Origin of the sequence: Xenorhabdus aichiensis (assembly GCF_028598775.1) — a bacterium.
GTDB lineage: Bacteria > Pseudomonadota > Gammaproteobacteria > Enterobacterales > Enterobacteriaceae > Xenorhabdus > Xenorhabdus bovienii.
Genome location: NZ_JAQRFO010000019.1, coordinates 17,192 through 33,848 on the forward strand (window position 1 = coordinate 17,192; position 16,657 = coordinate 33,848).

General features: G+C 43.7%; 12 protein-coding genes and 1 pseudogene. 6 read left to right on the forward strand and 7 right to left on the reverse strand.

Features of this window, described 5'->3' with window-relative positions; all coding sequences use genetic code 11:
- Positions 1–201 precede the first annotated feature (201 nt).
- The 4 genes and pseudogenes from PSI22_RS10265 to PSI22_RS10280 all read left to right on the forward strand — a co-directional run.
- Positions 202–582, forward strand: a pseudogene (locus PSI22_RS10265) (3-deoxy-7-phosphoheptulonate synthase); the annotation flags it as partial.
- A complete protein-coding gene (locus tag PSI22_RS10270) occupies positions 579–1,364 on the forward strand; it encodes a 2,3-dihydro-2,3-dihydroxybenzoate dehydrogenase (protein WP_273579661.1) in 786 nt (261 codons plus the stop codon). The pseudogene PSI22_RS10265 and the gene PSI22_RS10270, both read left to right, overlap by 4 nt.
- Positions 1,365–1,385: 21 nt before the next feature.
- Complete coding sequence (locus tag PSI22_RS10275) at positions 1,386–2,018, forward strand: isochorismatase family protein (protein ID WP_273579662.1); 633 nt, start codon at positions 1,386–1,388, stop codon at positions 2,016–2,018.
- 25 nt (positions 2,019–2,043) lie between these two features.
- Positions 2,044–4,020 (forward strand): chorismate-binding protein, encoded by a 1,977-nt coding sequence (locus PSI22_RS10280; protein ID WP_273579663.1) that lies wholly within the window; start codon positions 2,044–2,046, stop codon positions 4,018–4,020.
- A gap of 115 nt (positions 4,021–4,135) precedes the next feature.
- Here the strand turns inward: PSI22_RS10280 and PSI22_RS10285 are convergent, their stop codons facing one another.
- From PSI22_RS10285 to PSI22_RS10315, 7 genes are all read right to left on the reverse strand, one after another.
- The gene (locus PSI22_RS10285; RefSeq protein ID WP_273579664.1) at positions 4,136–6,400 is read right to left on the reverse strand and encodes an ATP-binding cassette domain-containing protein; all 2,265 of its coding nucleotides are present in this window, start codon (positions 6,398–6,400) and stop codon (positions 4,136–4,138) included.
- Positions 6,401–6,404: 4 nt separating this feature from the next.
- The gene (locus PSI22_RS10290; protein ID WP_273579665.1) at positions 6,405–7,649 is read right to left on the reverse strand and encodes a multidrug effflux MFS transporter; all 1,245 of its coding nucleotides are present in this window, start codon (positions 7,647–7,649) and stop codon (positions 6,405–6,407) included.
- Between the two features lie 258 nt (positions 7,650–7,907).
- Complete coding sequence (gene dhbA / locus PSI22_RS10295) at positions 7,908–8,666, reverse strand: 2,3-dihydro-2,3-dihydroxybenzoate dehydrogenase (RefSeq protein ID WP_273579666.1); 759 nt, start codon at positions 8,664–8,666, stop codon at positions 7,908–7,910.
- Entirely contained in the window at positions 8,666–9,553 is an 888-nt protein-coding gene (locus tag PSI22_RS10300) for an isochorismatase family protein (RefSeq protein ID WP_273579667.1), read from the reverse strand. Before PSI22_RS10300 ends, dhbA begins: the two co-directional genes overlap by 1 nt.
- Entirely contained in the window at positions 9,550–11,178 is a 1,629-nt protein-coding gene (locus tag PSI22_RS10305) for a (2,3-dihydroxybenzoyl)adenylate synthase (protein ID WP_273579668.1), read from the reverse strand. Before PSI22_RS10305 ends, PSI22_RS10300 begins: the two co-directional genes overlap by 4 nt.
- Positions 11,175–12,359, reverse strand: coding sequence for an isochorismate synthase (locus PSI22_RS10310; protein WP_273579669.1), 1,185 nt, complete (start codon positions 12,357–12,359; stop codon positions 11,175–11,177). The genes PSI22_RS10305 and PSI22_RS10310 overlap by 4 nt, the downstream gene beginning before the upstream one ends.
- Before the next feature lie 181 nt (positions 12,360–12,540).
- Positions 12,541–14,739 (reverse strand): TonB-dependent siderophore receptor, encoded by a 2,199-nt coding sequence (locus PSI22_RS10315; protein WP_273579670.1) that lies wholly within the window; start codon positions 14,737–14,739, stop codon positions 12,541–12,543.
- 314 nt (positions 14,740–15,053) lie between these two features.
- Between PSI22_RS10315 and fes the strand changes: the two genes are divergently transcribed.
- Both fes and PSI22_RS10325 read left to right on the forward strand, forming a co-directional pair.
- Complete coding sequence (fes, locus tag PSI22_RS10320; RefSeq protein WP_273579671.1) at positions 15,054–16,340, forward strand: enterochelin esterase; 1,287 nt, start codon at positions 15,054–15,056, stop codon at positions 16,338–16,340.
- Positions 16,341–16,378: 38 nt separating this feature from the next.
- Positions 16,379–16,621: an MbtH family protein gene (locus PSI22_RS10325; RefSeq protein WP_273579672.1), complete on the forward strand. Its 243-nt coding sequence runs from the start codon at positions 16,379–16,381 to the stop codon at positions 16,619–16,621.
- Positions 16,622–16,657 lie beyond the last annotated feature (36 nt).

Below are 16,657 nucleotides of genomic sequence, written 5' to 3' on the forward strand. Positions count from 1 at the left end.
AGTCAAATGATTTCCAAAATAAAATCACTTTTTTAAAAAACTCAAACCTAACATTTATTATTCATATAAAATCAATAAGTTAAAATAATTTTTTTGTTTTTATATTTTTAATAATTGACATATGGAATCTAAAGGTGTGTGATAATTTATGTATCCATCTAGGATAAATTAATATTTTTATAAAATGTTGTACCCGGACGGCTCACGTTTATCACACGGTTTTGTCATAAAGAAATTTCTAAATCAGCAGTACTAATAGATGCCGTTTTAGAAATTGAAATTCCCATACTTTGGATATGTGACCCTACGCATGGAAATACCACAAAGACAACGAGTGGTAATAAACATCAAGATCTTGCAGAAATGGAAAACGAGATCACAAGTTTTCAGTTCCAGTTAGCTGAACGTAATGCTTGTTGCGCAGCCATTTATTTAGAAACGACTGCTGAAGACATTGCAGAGTGTTTTGGTTGCGGCTTTTACCCTGAAGAACACGAATTATCAAAGATAGTATGTGACCCTCGTCTAAACAGAACACAAGCACTTATTAAACATTGGAAAGATAATCAGGAAAAATTATGACTTTCGACAAAAACTATATCGCAATCATCACTGGTGCATGCGGAGGCATTGGTGAAGCTACAGCTGATAAACTTGCAGCTCAAGGAATAACATTAGCATTAGTTGATAATAAAGCTGAGGCACTTCAGGTTTTGGTAGGTAAGCTAAACAAAAAGTACTCTCAACCGATTGTCGCATTTCCTGCGAATGTAGCCGATACACAACAAATCGAAGAAGTCTTTCTTGCTATCACGAACCAACTGGGCGCAATTGGTTACTTGGTAAATGGTGCAGGTATACTACATCATGGAACCGTTGAAGATACAGATATTGACGCATGGAATCGTACATTCTCTGTCAATACCACTGGCGTATTTAACGTAAGCAAAGCAGCTGCCAAGCATATGGTAGAGCAGAAAAAAGGCAGTATTGTTACCATCGCTTCAAATGCATCCCGTGTCCCTCGCGCAACAATGTCTGCCTACTGTGCATCTAAAGCAGCGGCTCAAGCATTTACTTACGCTTTAGGCTTAGAAGTCGCACCTTATGGCGTTCGCTGCAATGTCGTTTCTCCGGGTTCCACTGACACCCCAATGCTTCGTGATATGTGGCAAAACGAAAACGATAAAAACCATACATTAAAAGGCAATCCAGAACAATTCCGCATCGGAATCCCATTACGCAAAATTGCCACGCCCGAAGAAATTGCAGCAGCAGTCTGTTTTTATCTATCTGAAGAGTCCGGCCAAACTACCTTATCTACGTTGCTCGTAGACGGTGGTGCCGCCTTAGGTAACTGTTAATCGCTAATAAGAGATTTCGTTATGGACAAGATTTCACCGTACCCATTGCCAAAAGGCTCGAACTTACCAAAATCAGCAGCAGATTGGATTCTGGATCGCGAGCGAGCTGCTTTGCTCATCCATGATATGCAAAACTACTTTGTCGACTTCTTTGAAGCCAATAAAAGCCCAATTGCTCCTGTTATCGAAAACACATACAGATTACTACGCCTTGCCAGAAAACTTGGGATCCCAGTTTTTTACACTGCTCAACCGGGCAGTATGACAACCGAACAACGAGGGCTGCTAAAAAGTATTTGGGGTGCCGGTATGAAAGCAACAGAAGAACACAAACAAATCATTCCCCCACTCGCCCCAACTGAAGGGGAAACAGTCCTTACGAAGTGGCGTTATAGTGCATTTTTTAACTCTGATTTACATCAGAATTTGCGAGATCTAAAGCGTAATCAACTAATCATTTGCGGAGTTTATGCACATATCGGCTGCCTAACAACTGCAATTGAAGCTTATTCAAACGACATAGAGACATTCTTCGTATCTGATGCCGTGGCTGATTTTTCTGAACAAAAGCATCATCTCGCATTGAACATGGCAGCAGAAATATGCGCTGTCGTACAACCAACAGAACAGGTTATAGCCAACTTAGGCGAATGATACATTCGTGAATTAGGAGGGAATCATGTTGCCTCAATCAGCATTACCACAACCAAAGGAATCGAAGGATCTCTTTAGCCGTTTAGTGGAATCAAATAAGCCTTTTGCATGTATTTATCGCCCACTATCCGATTCTAAAAGATCTTTTTTACTACTTGAGGGAGAGGTAACTTACACACATTCCCTCTCATTACTTTCGTTAGATCCTATAAAACCTGACTATTCATCTAATAAAAATCTGATTGCTTCACAATTGATAATTCTCCCTTTTAACCAAATAGCTGAAAAAGGGTTCGTGTGTCATGACGACAATGAACCCGTCATCGTCATAAACGTTGTTAAGCAAACACGTCATAACGTCAATGATTGGGGAATTATTGAAAGTGACACTCCTCTGACGGCCGTTAATATCCACTTTGACCTCAGTGATGAATCTTACAACCAGTTAGTAAAAGACATAATCAATGACGAGATTAATGCAGGCGAAGGCAGCAACTTTGTCATGTCCAGAAGCATGGAAGGAGATATCACCAATTTTTCATTACAGCATGCACTCAGATTGTTTAATCGCTTATTGATGTCTGAGCGAGGCTCATACTGGACTTGGATTGTTTACACTGGTGATCGTTTCTTTATCGGTAGTAGTCCAGAACAACATATTCAGGTAGATGGGGATCGAGTTTCTATGAACCCAATTAGCGGTACTCTAAAATACCCTGAAAAGAATATAGCACACGCCTTATATCGTTTCGTTAATGATAATAAAGAACGTAACGAACTGTTTATGGTCGTTGATGAAGAGCTAAAAATGATGAGCTGCATATGCGACAGTGATATCACAGTCACAGGCCCACAATTAAAGATGATGTCTCGCGTTGCCCATACAGAGTATTTCATTGATGGAACCTCTTCGCGCTCTCTGCAATATATCTTGCAGCAATCCCTCTTCGCCCCGACAGTAACGGGTAGCCCAGTGGAAAATGCTGCGCAGGTGATAAAACGCCGAGAAAAACGAGGTAGAGGTTACTATAGTGGTGTCATTGGCCTAATTGGAACTAAAGATAACCTGCGTTACCTTGATGCTGCCATTCTTATTCGCGCTGCGGACATTACTAAAGACGGCCATTTCCGGCTTACAGCAGGCGCCACGATCGTTCGAGACTCTAATCCCCAAAATGAAGCAGAAGAAACTAAAGCAAAATTAAGTGTGTTAATGGGTTCCTTATTTGAAGAAACACAAACTAAAAAATCAAAATCAACGCTTCAATTACCTGAGCACGTTATACGCAGCATTACGACCACATTACAACAGCGTAACAGGGAAGTTTCTTCATTTTGGCTGGGGAATGTTGACAGGGTAAATACCGTAGACTCTACCCTGCCAAGCATAACGCTCATTGACATGGAAGATACATTTACTGAAATGATTGCATACCAATTAAGAAGTATCGGGCATGATGTAACAATTATTCCGTGGCATAAATCTATCAGTCGCTTACCACTCTTGATGGAAGATGGAAAGACAGACATATTATTTATGGGCCCAGGCCCAGGCGATCCTAACAATGAAGAGCACGACAAAATGGTAGTAGGGCGTGCACTGATCTCAGGTCGACTAAAACAGAACTTGCCTCTAATCGGCACATGCTTAGGACACCAGCTTATTTGTACTGAGTTCGGATTACCGATAAAACGCCTTCCTAAAACCCGTCAAGGCACCCAGTACAAAGTAACGATAGAGCACTCAACCTATCAAGTCGGGTTCTATAACAGCTTTGCTGGGATGCACAAGCTTCCTCATTGGGTCACGCCAAAATACAATCGACTCGTTTACCTGGAACGTTTAGGAGATCAAGAAATCGTCGCGCTGAAATCAGATAATGTCGCGTCGATACAATTTCATAACGAGTCGTTTTTAACGACCAACGCATTCCCTATTTATCATTGGATGATATATAACTCGCTCGGAGACTTCAGAAAAGAAAAAATAGCAGGGACATAGAAACTAAATAAAGATTGCACCGGGGTAATACATAAGAGCGTAATAATCCATGATACGTACATAATATGTATGCGGGATTACCGCCAAATTAGTTGGCTACCCCAGCCGACCTTGCTTATATTTCGCAGTGCTTACGTAAATACTCTGCGGTCAGGGAATTACAGTTATTTATCATGGACTGAGGTGTACCGCTGAACATGAGTTGACCACCATCAGTACCAGCCCCTAGCCCTAAATCAATAATCCAATCGGCTTCTGCAATCACTTCAATATTATGTTCGATAATAATGACTGAATTACCCTGTTCAACGAGACGGCGAAATAATGTAATGAGCAATATGACATCTGAAGGGTGTAAGCCAGTCGTTGGTTCATCAAAAACATACACATCCCCCTTATTATTTAAGTAGGATGCTAACTTCAGTCTTTGGCACTCGCCGCCAGAGAGATGATCTAAGGATTCACCTAAGCGCATGTATCCCAACCCAACCTCTTGTATATGGCTCAAAGTGGGTTGTATGCGATCATCATCTTTAAAGAACTCAACAGCCTGAAAGATACTCATATTCATGACATCGATTATGGTCTTACTCTTGTAGCGGTATTTTAATGCTTGATCATTATACTTCTGCCCATGACATGCTTCGCATGGCAAAGAAACCGAATCCATAAATGCTAAATCTGTCTCAATGATTCCTAAACCATTACATTCAAGGCAGGCACCTTTTGCATTAGGGGAAAACCACGACTGACTGACTTTATTGGTATCTGCGAAACGTTCACGAATCGTATTAAAAACACCACTCCACGACGCGATGTGCGACCGTTTAGAGGTATGGATGGGTTTTTGGTCAATCACTACCGCATTAGCACATTTTGGTATCACCTCTCCCATAATGAGTGAACTCTTACCAGACCCTGCTACACCACTAACGGCAACCATAATGCCCATAGGAATATCTAAAGATATCCCTTTCAGATTATGTAATGTGGCATTTTCAACTCTGATATCTCGAATGGGCAGCTTGGGTTTCAAGTTTAGGCGAGCAGCCTGCGATAGGAATTTCCCCGTTAACGTGTTTGAGGCACGTAAGCCTTTTAAGTCACCTTGATAAGTGATCGTTCCACCATTTTCTCCAGCTCCAGGGCCTAAATCAATAATATGATCGGCAATGTTTATCATATCGGGATCATGCTCGACCATCAGAATGGTATTCCCCTTGTCACGTAATTGCTTAATCAATATGTTTAGCTTAGTGATATCTGCGGGATGTAAACCCGAGCTCGGTTCATCAATGATATAAGTCATACCAATCAGACTACTACCTAGATGACGCACCATTTTCAGACGTTGGGACTCCCCACCAGACAACGTTGTGGTTGAGCGATTGAGGCTTAAGTACCCAAGACCCACCGAATCCATCGAAGTTAAGCGATCCTTTAAAGCATCAATAAGAGGAGTGACCTCTTCATTCTTCAATGTATTTATAAACTGCTTAAGCGCTACAATCGGCATATCAACGCAATCGCCAATACTTTTTCCTTTAATACGACAAGAGAGCACTTGCTTATTAAGTCTTTGTCCATGACAAGTAGGACAGGGCTTCATAGAAACAAGATTGCGGAATTCCTCGTTTTTAGACTCTTTATTGTCCTTCACAAGATAACTACGAGTGAAACGAGGAATAACTCCTTCAAACTTAGCCGATTTAGGCCAACCCAGTAAGGGTTTAGGCGGAGTAATATTGTCACCATAAAGCAGTAATTTTCGCTCCTTGGCGGTGTAGTCAGAGATCTTCTTATCATTATCAAACAAGCCTGAGTGTGCATACCGACGCCAACGCCACGTACCGGGAGCAAATGCCGAATACTCGATAGTTCCTTCGTTAATTGACTTGTTTTCATTGACCAATTTACCGATATCAATAGTGCTTGCGATGCCAAGACCTTCGCAATTAGGACACATTCCTGAAGGATGATTAAACGAAAAGATATTTGAATAACCGACAAAGGGTGTCCCTATTCGCGAAAACAACAAACGCAGAAGTGTATAAATATCTGAAGCAGTGCCGACGGTAGACCTAACATTCTCTCCAATTCTTTTTTGATCAATGATGACAGCCGTGGTGAGATTATGTATTGCATCGACATCAGGCTGTCCGTAGGAAGGGAGTCGGTGTCGAATATAAGGTGGAAAAGTATCATTGAGCTGTCTTTGAGACTCAGCGGCAATGATTCCAAACACAAGCGAGCTTTTCCCCGATCCTGAAACCCCAGTAATAACCGTTATCACATTCTTGGGTATACTCAGATTGATTCCTTTGAGGTTGTTTTGTCTTGCACCATAGATCTCAATTGCGTTTAGCATATGATCACTCATCTATTCATTTCCTTGCGCGCACTAACATTAAGGAAAAAATACTGAGCGCCCCACACCCCATCATCACGGTAGCAACAGGGAAAAGAGAAACTGAATGACCAAGACCGGCCAGGAAGGCTGTCAACGAAGCAACCCCAAATTGAAACGCGCCAAGAACCGCCGAGCCCGTCCCCCGAACTTCCGGCACAGCAGCCAACGCCAAACTTGCTGCATTCCCGAACACAAATGCCATCGTAAACATGAGCAACATGAAAATTATAATGGTCAGCTCAGACTGATAAAAATCAACGTAATTAACACCTAGCAATATACAGGCTAAACTAAACGAACTCACAACCCCCATCATGACAAGTTTTTTTGCCCCAACGCGCACAACCCACCGCGCACTCATAATGCTACTCAGCATCATAATCCCAGCATTGATAGCGAAAATGATGGAGAAAAACGTCGGGGTAAATCCAAACATGGACTGATAAATAAAGGGGGAAGATGAAATATAGGCAAATAGCATCCCAAACGTTGCAGCAAAGATTAACGTATACCCGATATAAATCCGGTTTTTAAACAACTTAAAAAACTGACTTAAAAAACCATCACCCCCCGCATGGCTATTCCTTTTTTCCGGCAGGCTTTCAGGCACATAGATGAAAGCAAAAATAGTCAAGATGAATGAAGTGATTGCCATAAAGATAAATACAACAGGCCAAGGAAAAAATGCGGCTACACCTCCCATTAACGGAGCGACAATGGGTGCAACACCTTGTATCGCTAAAATGAGGTTGAAATAGTATGCTGCCTTATTTCCAAAACTAAGATCTGACACGATAGCTCGCGTTAGAACAATGCCAGCCGCCCCTCCTGCCCCTTGAAAGAAACGACCCACAATCAGCGCCTGAATACTGGTCGATAGCGAGCAAGCAATTGAAGCAACAGTGAGCAATACCATACCCCCCAATAGGAGGTTTCGGCGCCCGATCACATCTGACCAAGGCCCTATAATTAGCTGACCAACAGCGAGACCCGCCATAAACGAAGTCAGGCTTAACTGAACACCTGCTGGAGTTGTAATTAATGCATGTGAAATAGCGGGGAATAATGGCAGGTACATATCGGTTGAAAGTGCGGCTATCGCACTAAGCATACCCAACACGAGAACAAGTTTTAAATTTAATTCTCCTTCACGATCAGATTGGCGCATCTGATCTATATGCATTTCAGTTACCTTATTCTGCGATTCATTCACTGCCATTCATCCCATATAAAGAAACATGGTACGACTATAGCACTGGCAAGATATGATTTCAATTTAGAAATCATATCTTATAATTAATCGCTAAAAATCTATAAAAATCAGCTTTTTTAAATAACTTTAATTACCAAAAAGAAATTATTTATCTGGGAATAATCAGAGTCTTATGCAATTACATATTGTAAAAGTTAAGAACACTTATACATCTGTCTTATTGATGCCCGCCGACAATTTCACGGTGCAGGCGGGCTTTAGTACTCAGGCTCCTAGCGTAGCGCCTCCATCAATGACGATATCCTGCAAAGTGATGTGGCTGGCAAGATCAGAGGCAAGAAACAGGACTGTGTCAGCAATTTCATCCGGTAAGGCAATTTTTTTCAGAGGAATGCCTAACTTAAATTTTTCAGGAAAACCATCAATAGTATGCTGTCTTGATGCCGGTGTCTGCCACATGCCTTGTAGCATCGGCGTATCCGTTGAACCCGGTGAAACTAAATTACAACGAACGCCATAGGGTGCCAATTCAAGCCCAACACTCAGGCAAAGGCTGCGAAGCGCGGCTTTAGACGCTCCGTAAGCTGACATTTCTACGCGAGGAACATGAGCCGCATTGGAACAAATAGAAACGATATTCCCACTGCATTGCCGTTGAAATTGTGGGATTACAGCCTGAAAGAAGTTAAAAGCTCCGCCGGCGTTAACATTAAGGCATTGCTGCCAGTCTTCCCAACTCAACGTTTCTGTGTGGCCTGTCCGCAAAATGCCAGCACCATTAACCAGTACGTCCAAGTGAGTTTCGGGTGTCAGCAACTCACGGCAACAGCGGCTGACGGCCAGATGATCGCTAATATCCAACACATAAGAGGTAAAAGGGATTTCAGCGTCAGGAAAAGCCACATCAAACCCAGTAACATTAGCGCCAGCCTGGCTAAAACGGCTGGCAATTTGATAACCTATTCCACGCCCAGCCCCCGTGATCCAGACATTTTTACCACTGAAATCAAAAACAGTGCTCATTATCTGACCTCCTGTTTATCAGTCAACAGCGTAAGCCAGTTCGATAAGGTTGGTGTTTTAACTAGCGTGATGAAATCTAGCTGATGGCCTTGATTATTCCAGCGTGTTATCAACGACATAATTCGTACCGAATCGAGGCCATAATCAAGTAAATTTTCATGATCATCAATGTCGCCACAGTCATCATCTAATAACGGTAAAATTTCAGCACGAAGGTGTTCCCGATCCCATTTATTCTCCCCTAGAGAAGAAGGTGACATTTCATTGAGCAATGTTGCCGTCGTCAGTACACGGCCACTACGTCCTGCGACATAACGCAGAGACATCATGTGCTCTTCACGGCTGAAATCTGCCAGTGCGTCTGCAACGAAGAAAGGTTTTATATCACGCATAAAGGCATCAGTGGCTGTTGTCATGCAGCCGATATGAGCATAAATACCACAGATAATTAATTGATCCCGTTCGCTATTTTTCAGTAACTGTTCCAAATCAGAACGTTGAAAAGCACTATAGCGCCACTTGACTAATAACGTGTCATCACCTTCGGGTGCTAATGCGTCAGTGATACTTTGCTGTTCAGGGTGTTTATTCAGCCCTGCCCCCCACATATCATTAAGTAAGCCCCGGTCAGCATCGCTCTGGTGGTCGGGCTGCGCGGTATAAAAAACAGGTATGCCAAGTTTCTGGCACTGTATTTTCAGGCGGGCAATATTATCGATGATTTGCGTCACTAGCTGACTATCAGGTTGCCAAAAATTGAGAAAATAATTCTGCATGTCATGGATGAGCAAAGCCGCCCGTTTGCTATCAAATGCCCAATTCACTTTATTGACAGGTAATTCCTGAGTAGCAGGCAGAGGATAATCGTTTAGTTTGGGGATGCTCATTGGGTTTCTCCGACTTGAAATGGGGTGTGCTGTGTAATTTGACGTAATTTTTGTTTATCAATTTTTCCGACAGGCGTCATGGGAAGGTGAGTGACACGTTCAAATCGATCCGGCAGTTTGTAATCAGCGATGCCTTGTTCACGTAAGAAACGGCGTAATACGGCAGATTTTATCTCTTCACGGGTAACAATATAGGCGCAACTTTTTTCTCCCATCAGTGAGTCTGGGATAGCAATCAGGGCAGCATGAATCATCTGAGGATGACGTAATAGGATATTCTCAATCTCTTCCGCAGCAATTTTTTCTCCACCACGATTAATCTGATCTTTTTCTCTGCCCACCACTTTTAAATAGCCTTCTCTGGTTTGAATAACAATATCTCCAGAGCAATAAAAGCCGTTTTCATCAAATACCTGTTCGTTGTGCTGAGGGCTTCGGTAATAGCCACGAAAAGTATATGGGCCACGGGTCATTAGCCTGCCGGCGACACCATGTGGCAGAGGGTTGCCTTGTTTATCCGCTATCCATACTTCATCATCAGCGCTGATTGGGCGGCCTTGGGTCGTGGAAATTGTTTGTTCATCGTCATCCAGCCGTGTGTAGTTCACCAGCCCTTCTGCCATGCCAAATACCTGCTGTAAGCGGCAGCCAAGCTCGGAAGGTATTCTTCTGGCTGATGATTCACTCAACCGTGCACCGCCAACCTGTAATAATTCCAGGCTTTTGAGGGGCGAGTTGTCTCCTGTGCTGCTAATCGCTTCTAACCACAGGCTTACTGCGGGAGGCACTAAGGCAGTCACATTAATCTGGTGTTGCTGGATCAGGGGAAAACAGCTTGATGCACTGGGGTCATTAGCCAGAACGACCTGACCACCTGCATAAAAAACGCCTAAGGCTCCCGGTGAACTCATCGGGTAATTATGTGCAGCCGGCAGAGCACATAAATAACGCGTATGGCGATTAAAATGACAGATTTCAACGCTGGCGCGGATACTGTAGTAGTAGTCATTATGGGTTCGTGGAATCAGCTTGGGAGTGCCCGTGCTGCCACCTGAAAGCTGGAAGAATGCAACTTCATCCGCGGGCGTAGAGGAAGCTGTGAAGCCATGTGCTTGTTCATCAAGCAATAAAGCCAAATCGATTGGGCTATGGTTATCACCCCGCAGGAAGATTTTTTTCAGCGTGGGGTAACGTCGTTGCAGCTCATGAAAAAAAGTATCGTCAGAAAATAGTGTATGGCTACGGTCAGCGATCAGTAATGAGGGCGTAATCTGATCAGCATAAGCCAACAATTCGCTGCGTTGATGGCTGAATAGCGCATTAACGGGAACGACTCCCAAACGCAGCAGAGCAAAAAAAGTAATATAAAATTCTGCGACATTACCTAATTGGACTAACGCCGTTTGTCCGTGCTGAACCCCTCGATGCTTGAGGCCAGCCGCCAGATTATCGACCAGACAATTGAGTTGCTGGTAACTATACTGATGTTTGCCAACAATAAGGGCGATATTTTCATTCGCGACTTGGCGACTGAGTATGTCACTCAAGGGCAAGTCAAGCCAATAACCACGTTGACGATAGTGTTGCGTTAATTTCTCAGGCCAGTGATTGAATTCAATATTCATAAACAACGTTCCTTATCATAAGACAATCCCAGCGCCTGTAGCATCGTGCCAAATTTCACATCTGTTTCATGCCATTCGGCACTGGGTTTCGAGTCGGCGACAACCCCTGCTCCTGCAAAGAGCCGAATATGGTTTTCAAACACTTCACCACAGCGAATCGTCACGACCCATTCGCCATTACCCCTGGCATCACACCAACCGACAATACCGCCAAAATAGTCGCGCTTGAACGGTTCCAATTCAGAAATCAGCGTCGCGGCCTGCTGTCTGGGAGCACCACACAGTGCCGGGGTTGGATGGAGCAAGCAAGCGATCGAGAGGGCATCTATTTGGTTATCGGCTAATTCACCACGAATTTCTGTCGCGAGATGCCAAAGCAAGGGAGTGCTGAGTAACGAGGGCGTCTCAGGAATAGCTAATTCAGTACAGCGTTCAGCTAATGCTTTTCTCATTGCGGTAATCACTAATTGATGTTCATGCTGATCTTTCGCTGAACGCAATAGCGATTGGCGCAATTCATTGTCTTGCATCACGTTGCTGCTTCTGCGTGAAGAACCCGCCAGAGGTTGAGAGATAATGGTATTCCCCTGTTTACACAACAGTAACTCTGGGCTGGCACCGATAAGGGTGCTGTTGCCAAGTGGAACATGGAAGTTATAGCTATAAGGGTTTTGTTGATTCAATCGCATAAATAACTGCGTAGCATCAGGCTGTTGGTCAAATTTGATGTTCAGCAGGCGGGAAAGGACAATTTTATCGAGCAAGCCATGATGAATTGCATCAACACCATGAGTCACCATCTGGCAGAATTCGTCTTTATCCGGCAATGAATGTATTTGCTGTAATTTGGGGCTGGAAGCAGTAGATGAAAAAGATAATGCCTCACGCTTTAGCCAAGAGTAATCCTCCGGAATAAACAAAGCAGAAGGCTGGCGTTTATCAAATGGAATAGCACCCACTATAATGGGGTTTTCAATACCTTTATTTTTAGCCTGACGGAAAAGCTCAGGTATATCGCGATGTAATTGGCAGTCAGTATCTGTATTATCACCGACTGGCGTGGTTATTTTGGTGAAGCATCCGTGTGCATGTAGACTTTTATTAGATGACAGGAACACAAAATCATCACAACAAAAATCCTGCAATTGGGATATGCGGAATTCAGTTGCTAAATTAGGCACGGTTTTTTTCCTATATTTTATTGACTGTTATTTTGTTTTTTCTGCCTATTACGGTTTTAATGAGAAAAACGTATTACACCTGTGTTGTATAAAAGTTATTTCTCAGGGGGCATCAGTAAGGTAAAAAGCAGCCTGTGCCAGCATTGCTTTATCAATGCCCCTGAGATAAATGCATTTCCGCTTACCAGCTATACGCTACAGTGGCAAAAATGCTGCGACCGCTGCCATAGAAGCAGGCTCCATCATTCGAGCACGAAGAGACATAACGTTTGTCGGTCAGATTATTCACGTTCAGTTGTACGCTGGCACCTTTTAACTGAGGTGACGCTTCACCAAGGTCATATTTTGCCATCAGATCGTAGAGAGTGTAGGACGGTACATTGAATTTTTCTGTAAAATCACCGGAAGTGGTGCCGAGGTAACGCACGCCAGTACCCAGCGTAAGTCCTTCCAGTACGGATTGTTTGAAACTATAGCTACCCCATACAGAAGCCGCATGTTCAGGAACCGCAGGCACTCTTTTACCGACACGAGCCGGGTTTCTATCGCTTTTCGTCTTGGTATCGGTATAGGTATACGACGCCATCAGATTGATTTCTGGGGTGATTTGAGAATGAATTTCGGCTTCCGCGCCTTTTGAACCAATCTTGCCAATTTGCTCGCTAATGCGGGTGACTGGATCACGGGTTGTCACGTTTTTCTGAGTGATATCAAACAGAGAAAGCGTCAGCAGAGTATCGTGATCTTTAGGCTGGAATTTAATGCCTATTTCGGTCTGTTCACCCATTGTGGGTTTGAATTCCGGTGTACCTGGTGCACCTGTATCCAGATTGGGTTCAAAAGAAGTGCTGTAACTGATATAAGGCGAAATACCGTTATCAAAGGCATACAGTAAACCAGCCCGTCCTGTAAAGGCACTGTCATTCTGTTTTTTTGATGTGTGCTTGATGAGATCTTGTTGCTTGACTTCAGTCCAGTCATAACGCCCTGAAAGAACTAAGTTCCAGTTTTCCCAATTGAGTTGATCCTGTAAATAGACACCTAACTGATGAAGTTTCTTTTTATCATTTGAGTCCAGTGAGAGGTTTCTCTCATCAATGTGAACGTTTCTAGTGGGATTTGACCAGTCAAAACGATATTGGGGTTCCCTGCCCGGGTTTTTATCATTCCATGTTTTATTGTGCCTGTCTCCCCACTTGTAATCTATTCCACTGATAATGTTATGCTCAATGTTAGCTGTTGAAAACAGAGCCTTCAGTTGATTATCTATACCAAATTCCTGCGCTTTATTGTGTTCACGTTGTGGGCGACGCCCAATGATGGAACTGGTAACATCTTTTGTATAAACAAACAATTTAGTGCGTTCATCCGAGCTTGAGTAACGTAAGGTTTGTTGGAAAGAGAAAATATCATTAATATCGTGCTCAAGAATATAGCCGATAGAAGTTTGCTCCCGTCTGGCCTGATTAAAAGAAGGCTCACTGAGATTCATATCATAGGGCATATAGCCCACATTGGGGATAGGCGTGACAGTCCCGACTTTAGGGTAAAAGTTACGGAATCCCATTTTAGGATCGTATTGATAACTGGTCAGCAACGTAAAGGTCGTGTCACTGTTCGGTATCCATGTCAGCGCCGGAGCAATTGCAATACGCTCCTTTTTATAGTCTTTGACGAATTGCTGTTGAGTACTGAGAATTCCATTCAAGCGATAGAAAAGAGGAATGTCGTCATGTACTGCCCCACCAAAATCAAAGGCAAACTCACCAAGACGCTGATTACCGGCTTTCATCTGCACTTTATGAATAGGTTGTGCCGTCGGTCTTTTGCTGGTCATGCTAACCAACCCACCGGGGCTGACTTGGCCGTATAGCACGGATGCTGGCCCATGAACGAGTTCCACACGCTCCAAAAACCAAGGATCGATCTGACCTGCCGTAGCCCCTTGGCCGTTTAAACCATAGCTCAGTCCATCAAGAAATTTGGGCGCATAACGGAAACCACGTGTAATGACTTCATCACTACGGTTGGAAGAACCACGATAGTTAGTGACTACACCACTGGAATAATTCAGAGCGTCAGCCACTGTTGTCGCGCCCTGAGCCTCTATTTGTGTACGGTTCACTACCGTAATCGCCTGAGGTGTTTTTATCAGTGGTGTAGCGCTTTTCGTGCCCGCAGAACTTTCTGATTCGATAAAGCCGCTGGAGCCGCCCTGTGTTGATGCGGTGACTATGATGGTGTCTTTCTCATTAGCCGTTTCATCGGCTATTACGGCGTGAGGAGATAAAAATAATACAGAAGTTAATATTAACGGTACTTTATTATTGTAACTTTTGGTTGTTTTATTTTTTAGCGTTTTTTTCGTGGGCATTACCATAGATTTCATCTCTTAAAATAGGATTTCTTGGAAATAATTACTTTATAATCAGATTATTATGTCTCTTATTTTCCCTAAGTCTCTATAAGAGGATTCCAGTCCTATTCTCCTCTGCGACGACCTTATTGATTCCATCAATCGATAAACTGCGCTCATAAAAGACGCCTAATGCTATTGCAAATAAAAATGATAATCAATATTGTTTAGCAAATGATAACCATTTATCTTTACCTGAGTGGTTATAAATTGTTATGCCAGATAGGGGCATTAATGGAACAACTAGATGGGGCAATTATTTTGAAGAGGATAAGGGAATGAAATTAGCATTTCAGCCATCCGGTACTATAAGTAATTTATTATCAGCATCTTACGCTGGCAGTGAATTATGGTGGGAGCATATTGCAGCTTTAGGGACTCCGTTAGTGGAAGCAAGGCCGGAGCATCAGGTTCAACTCGCGTTTTTCTGGCGAGATCCTGCCGGAAATGAACAGAATTCAGATATTCGCCGAGTTTATATTGATATTAACGGCATCACAGATCACCACAGTCCACAGCCACAAAGTCTGCAACGATTGCCCGAAAGTGACATTTGGTATTGGTCTGTCACGGTTGATGACAACTGGAGAGGAAGTTACAGCCTGATTCCTGCCACTCATGCCCATCGCCCCCCTGATTTTTACGGCGACACACAGCAGCGTAACCAACAGCAACGCGAATGGTGGTGTTCACTCTTTCCTCTGTCTATTCCCGATCCTCTGAATTTACAAGGCTGTCATCGTAATGGGCTTGGAATGTCTTTATCGGCCGCTCATATGCCCTATGCTCCTGAACAGTCAGCTTGGGCATCAATCGGGAGAAATAGTCTCGTTCAGTCGGATACACAACAGCCTGTTCTGTTGAATTGGCAGAGTCATCGCCTCGGTAATCAGCGGCGTATCTGGCTTTACGCTACGGGAGAGGAAACGGAGAGACCACGCCCGCTGGTCATTCTTCTGGATGGGCAAAACTGGGCAGAAAGAACCCCTATTTTTTCTGCCTTAGAAGCCGCTACCGAACAGCAGCACATACCGGGAGCCGTCTGGCTACTTATTGATGTGATTGATATGTCCCGACGGGAGCAGGAATTACCCTGCAACAGAGATTTCTGGCTGGCGGTTCAGGATGAACTTTTGCCGCTTGCTGCACAGCATGCCACGTTCAGCGATTCCCCCAGCAATACGGTTGTCGCCGGCCAGAGTTATGGTGGTCTGGCCGCACTTTATGCGGCACTGCATTGGCCGCAACGCTTTGGCTGTGTACTCACTCAGTCCGGCTCTTTCTGGTGGCCCTACAGCAAAATGATGAAGTCATCTGAGCGTCAAACCGGTTGGCTGACACAGCAGGTTATTGAGCAAAAAGTTACCCCATCTTCATTGAAAATCTTTCAGGAGGCGGGTTCCCGCGAAGATGATATCGAAGGTGTTAACCAGCAAATGTATGAAGCGTTGAAAAATGCCGGATATCACGTGAGTTATCGTGTTTTTAATGGCGGACATGATTCTTTGTGCTGGCGTGGCGGGTTGATTGATGGCCTTAGCTGGTTACTGTCTGAAAACGCATAAAACAATAACTGAAACTCTAAATATAACGAGAGCTAAAGATGTCTCAGGAACAAAAAAACCCTTTTGATGATGATAACGCGACTTTCTTTGTGCTGATCAACGCTCAACAGCAATACAGCCTCTGGCCTGCTTTTGCGGAACAGCCGGCTGGCTGGGAACAGGTTGCCGGGCCAGATTCGCGGGCAGCATGTATTACATACATAGAAGAACATTGGGTAGATATGCGCCCTGCCCGTTTGCGTGAATTATTAGTTAGTCGAGAATTGGTTAATCAGGACTGATAACCCTTGTCATTTAGCTTGCGCCAAGAAGGAAAT

What these genes read in the sequence shown, in the direction of transcription:
- PSI22_RS10270 (WP_273579661.1), top strand. Translation starts at nt 579, where the DNA reads ATGACTTTCGACAAAAACTATATCGCAATCATCACTGGTGCATGCGGA.
- PSI22_RS10275 (WP_273579662.1), top strand. Translation starts at nt 1,386, where the DNA reads ATGGACAAGATTTCACCGTACCCATTGCCAAAAGGCTCGAACTTACCA.
- PSI22_RS10280 (WP_273579663.1), top strand. Translation starts at nt 2,044, where the DNA reads ATGTTGCCTCAATCAGCATTACCACAACCAAAGGAATCGAAGGATCTC.
- PSI22_RS10285 (WP_273579664.1), bottom strand. Translation starts at nt 6,400, where the DNA reads ATGAGTGATCATATGCTAAACGCAATTGAGATCTATGGTGCAAGACAA.
- PSI22_RS10290 (WP_273579665.1), bottom strand. Translation starts at nt 7,649, where the DNA reads ATGGCAGTGAATGAATCGCAGAATAAGGTAACTGAAATGCATATAGAT.
- dhbA (WP_273579666.1), bottom strand. Translation starts at nt 8,666, where the DNA reads ATGAGCACTGTTTTTGATTTCAGTGGTAAAAATGTCTGGATCACGGGG.
- PSI22_RS10300 (WP_273579667.1), bottom strand. Translation starts at nt 9,553, where the DNA reads ATGAGCATCCCCAAACTAAACGATTATCCTCTGCCTGCTACTCAGGAA.
- PSI22_RS10305 (WP_273579668.1), bottom strand. Translation starts at nt 11,178, where the DNA reads ATGAATATTGAATTCAATCACTGGCCTGAGAAATTAACGCAACACTAT.
- PSI22_RS10315 (WP_273579670.1), bottom strand. Translation starts at nt 14,739, where the DNA reads ATGGTAATGCCCACGAAAAAAACGCTAAAAAATAAAACAACCAAAAGT.
- fes (WP_273579671.1), top strand. Translation starts at nt 15,054, where the DNA reads ATGAAATTAGCATTTCAGCCATCCGGTACTATAAGTAATTTATTATCA.
- PSI22_RS10325 (WP_273579672.1), top strand. Translation starts at nt 16,379, where the DNA reads ATGTCTCAGGAACAAAAAAACCCTTTTGATGATGATAACGCGACTTTC.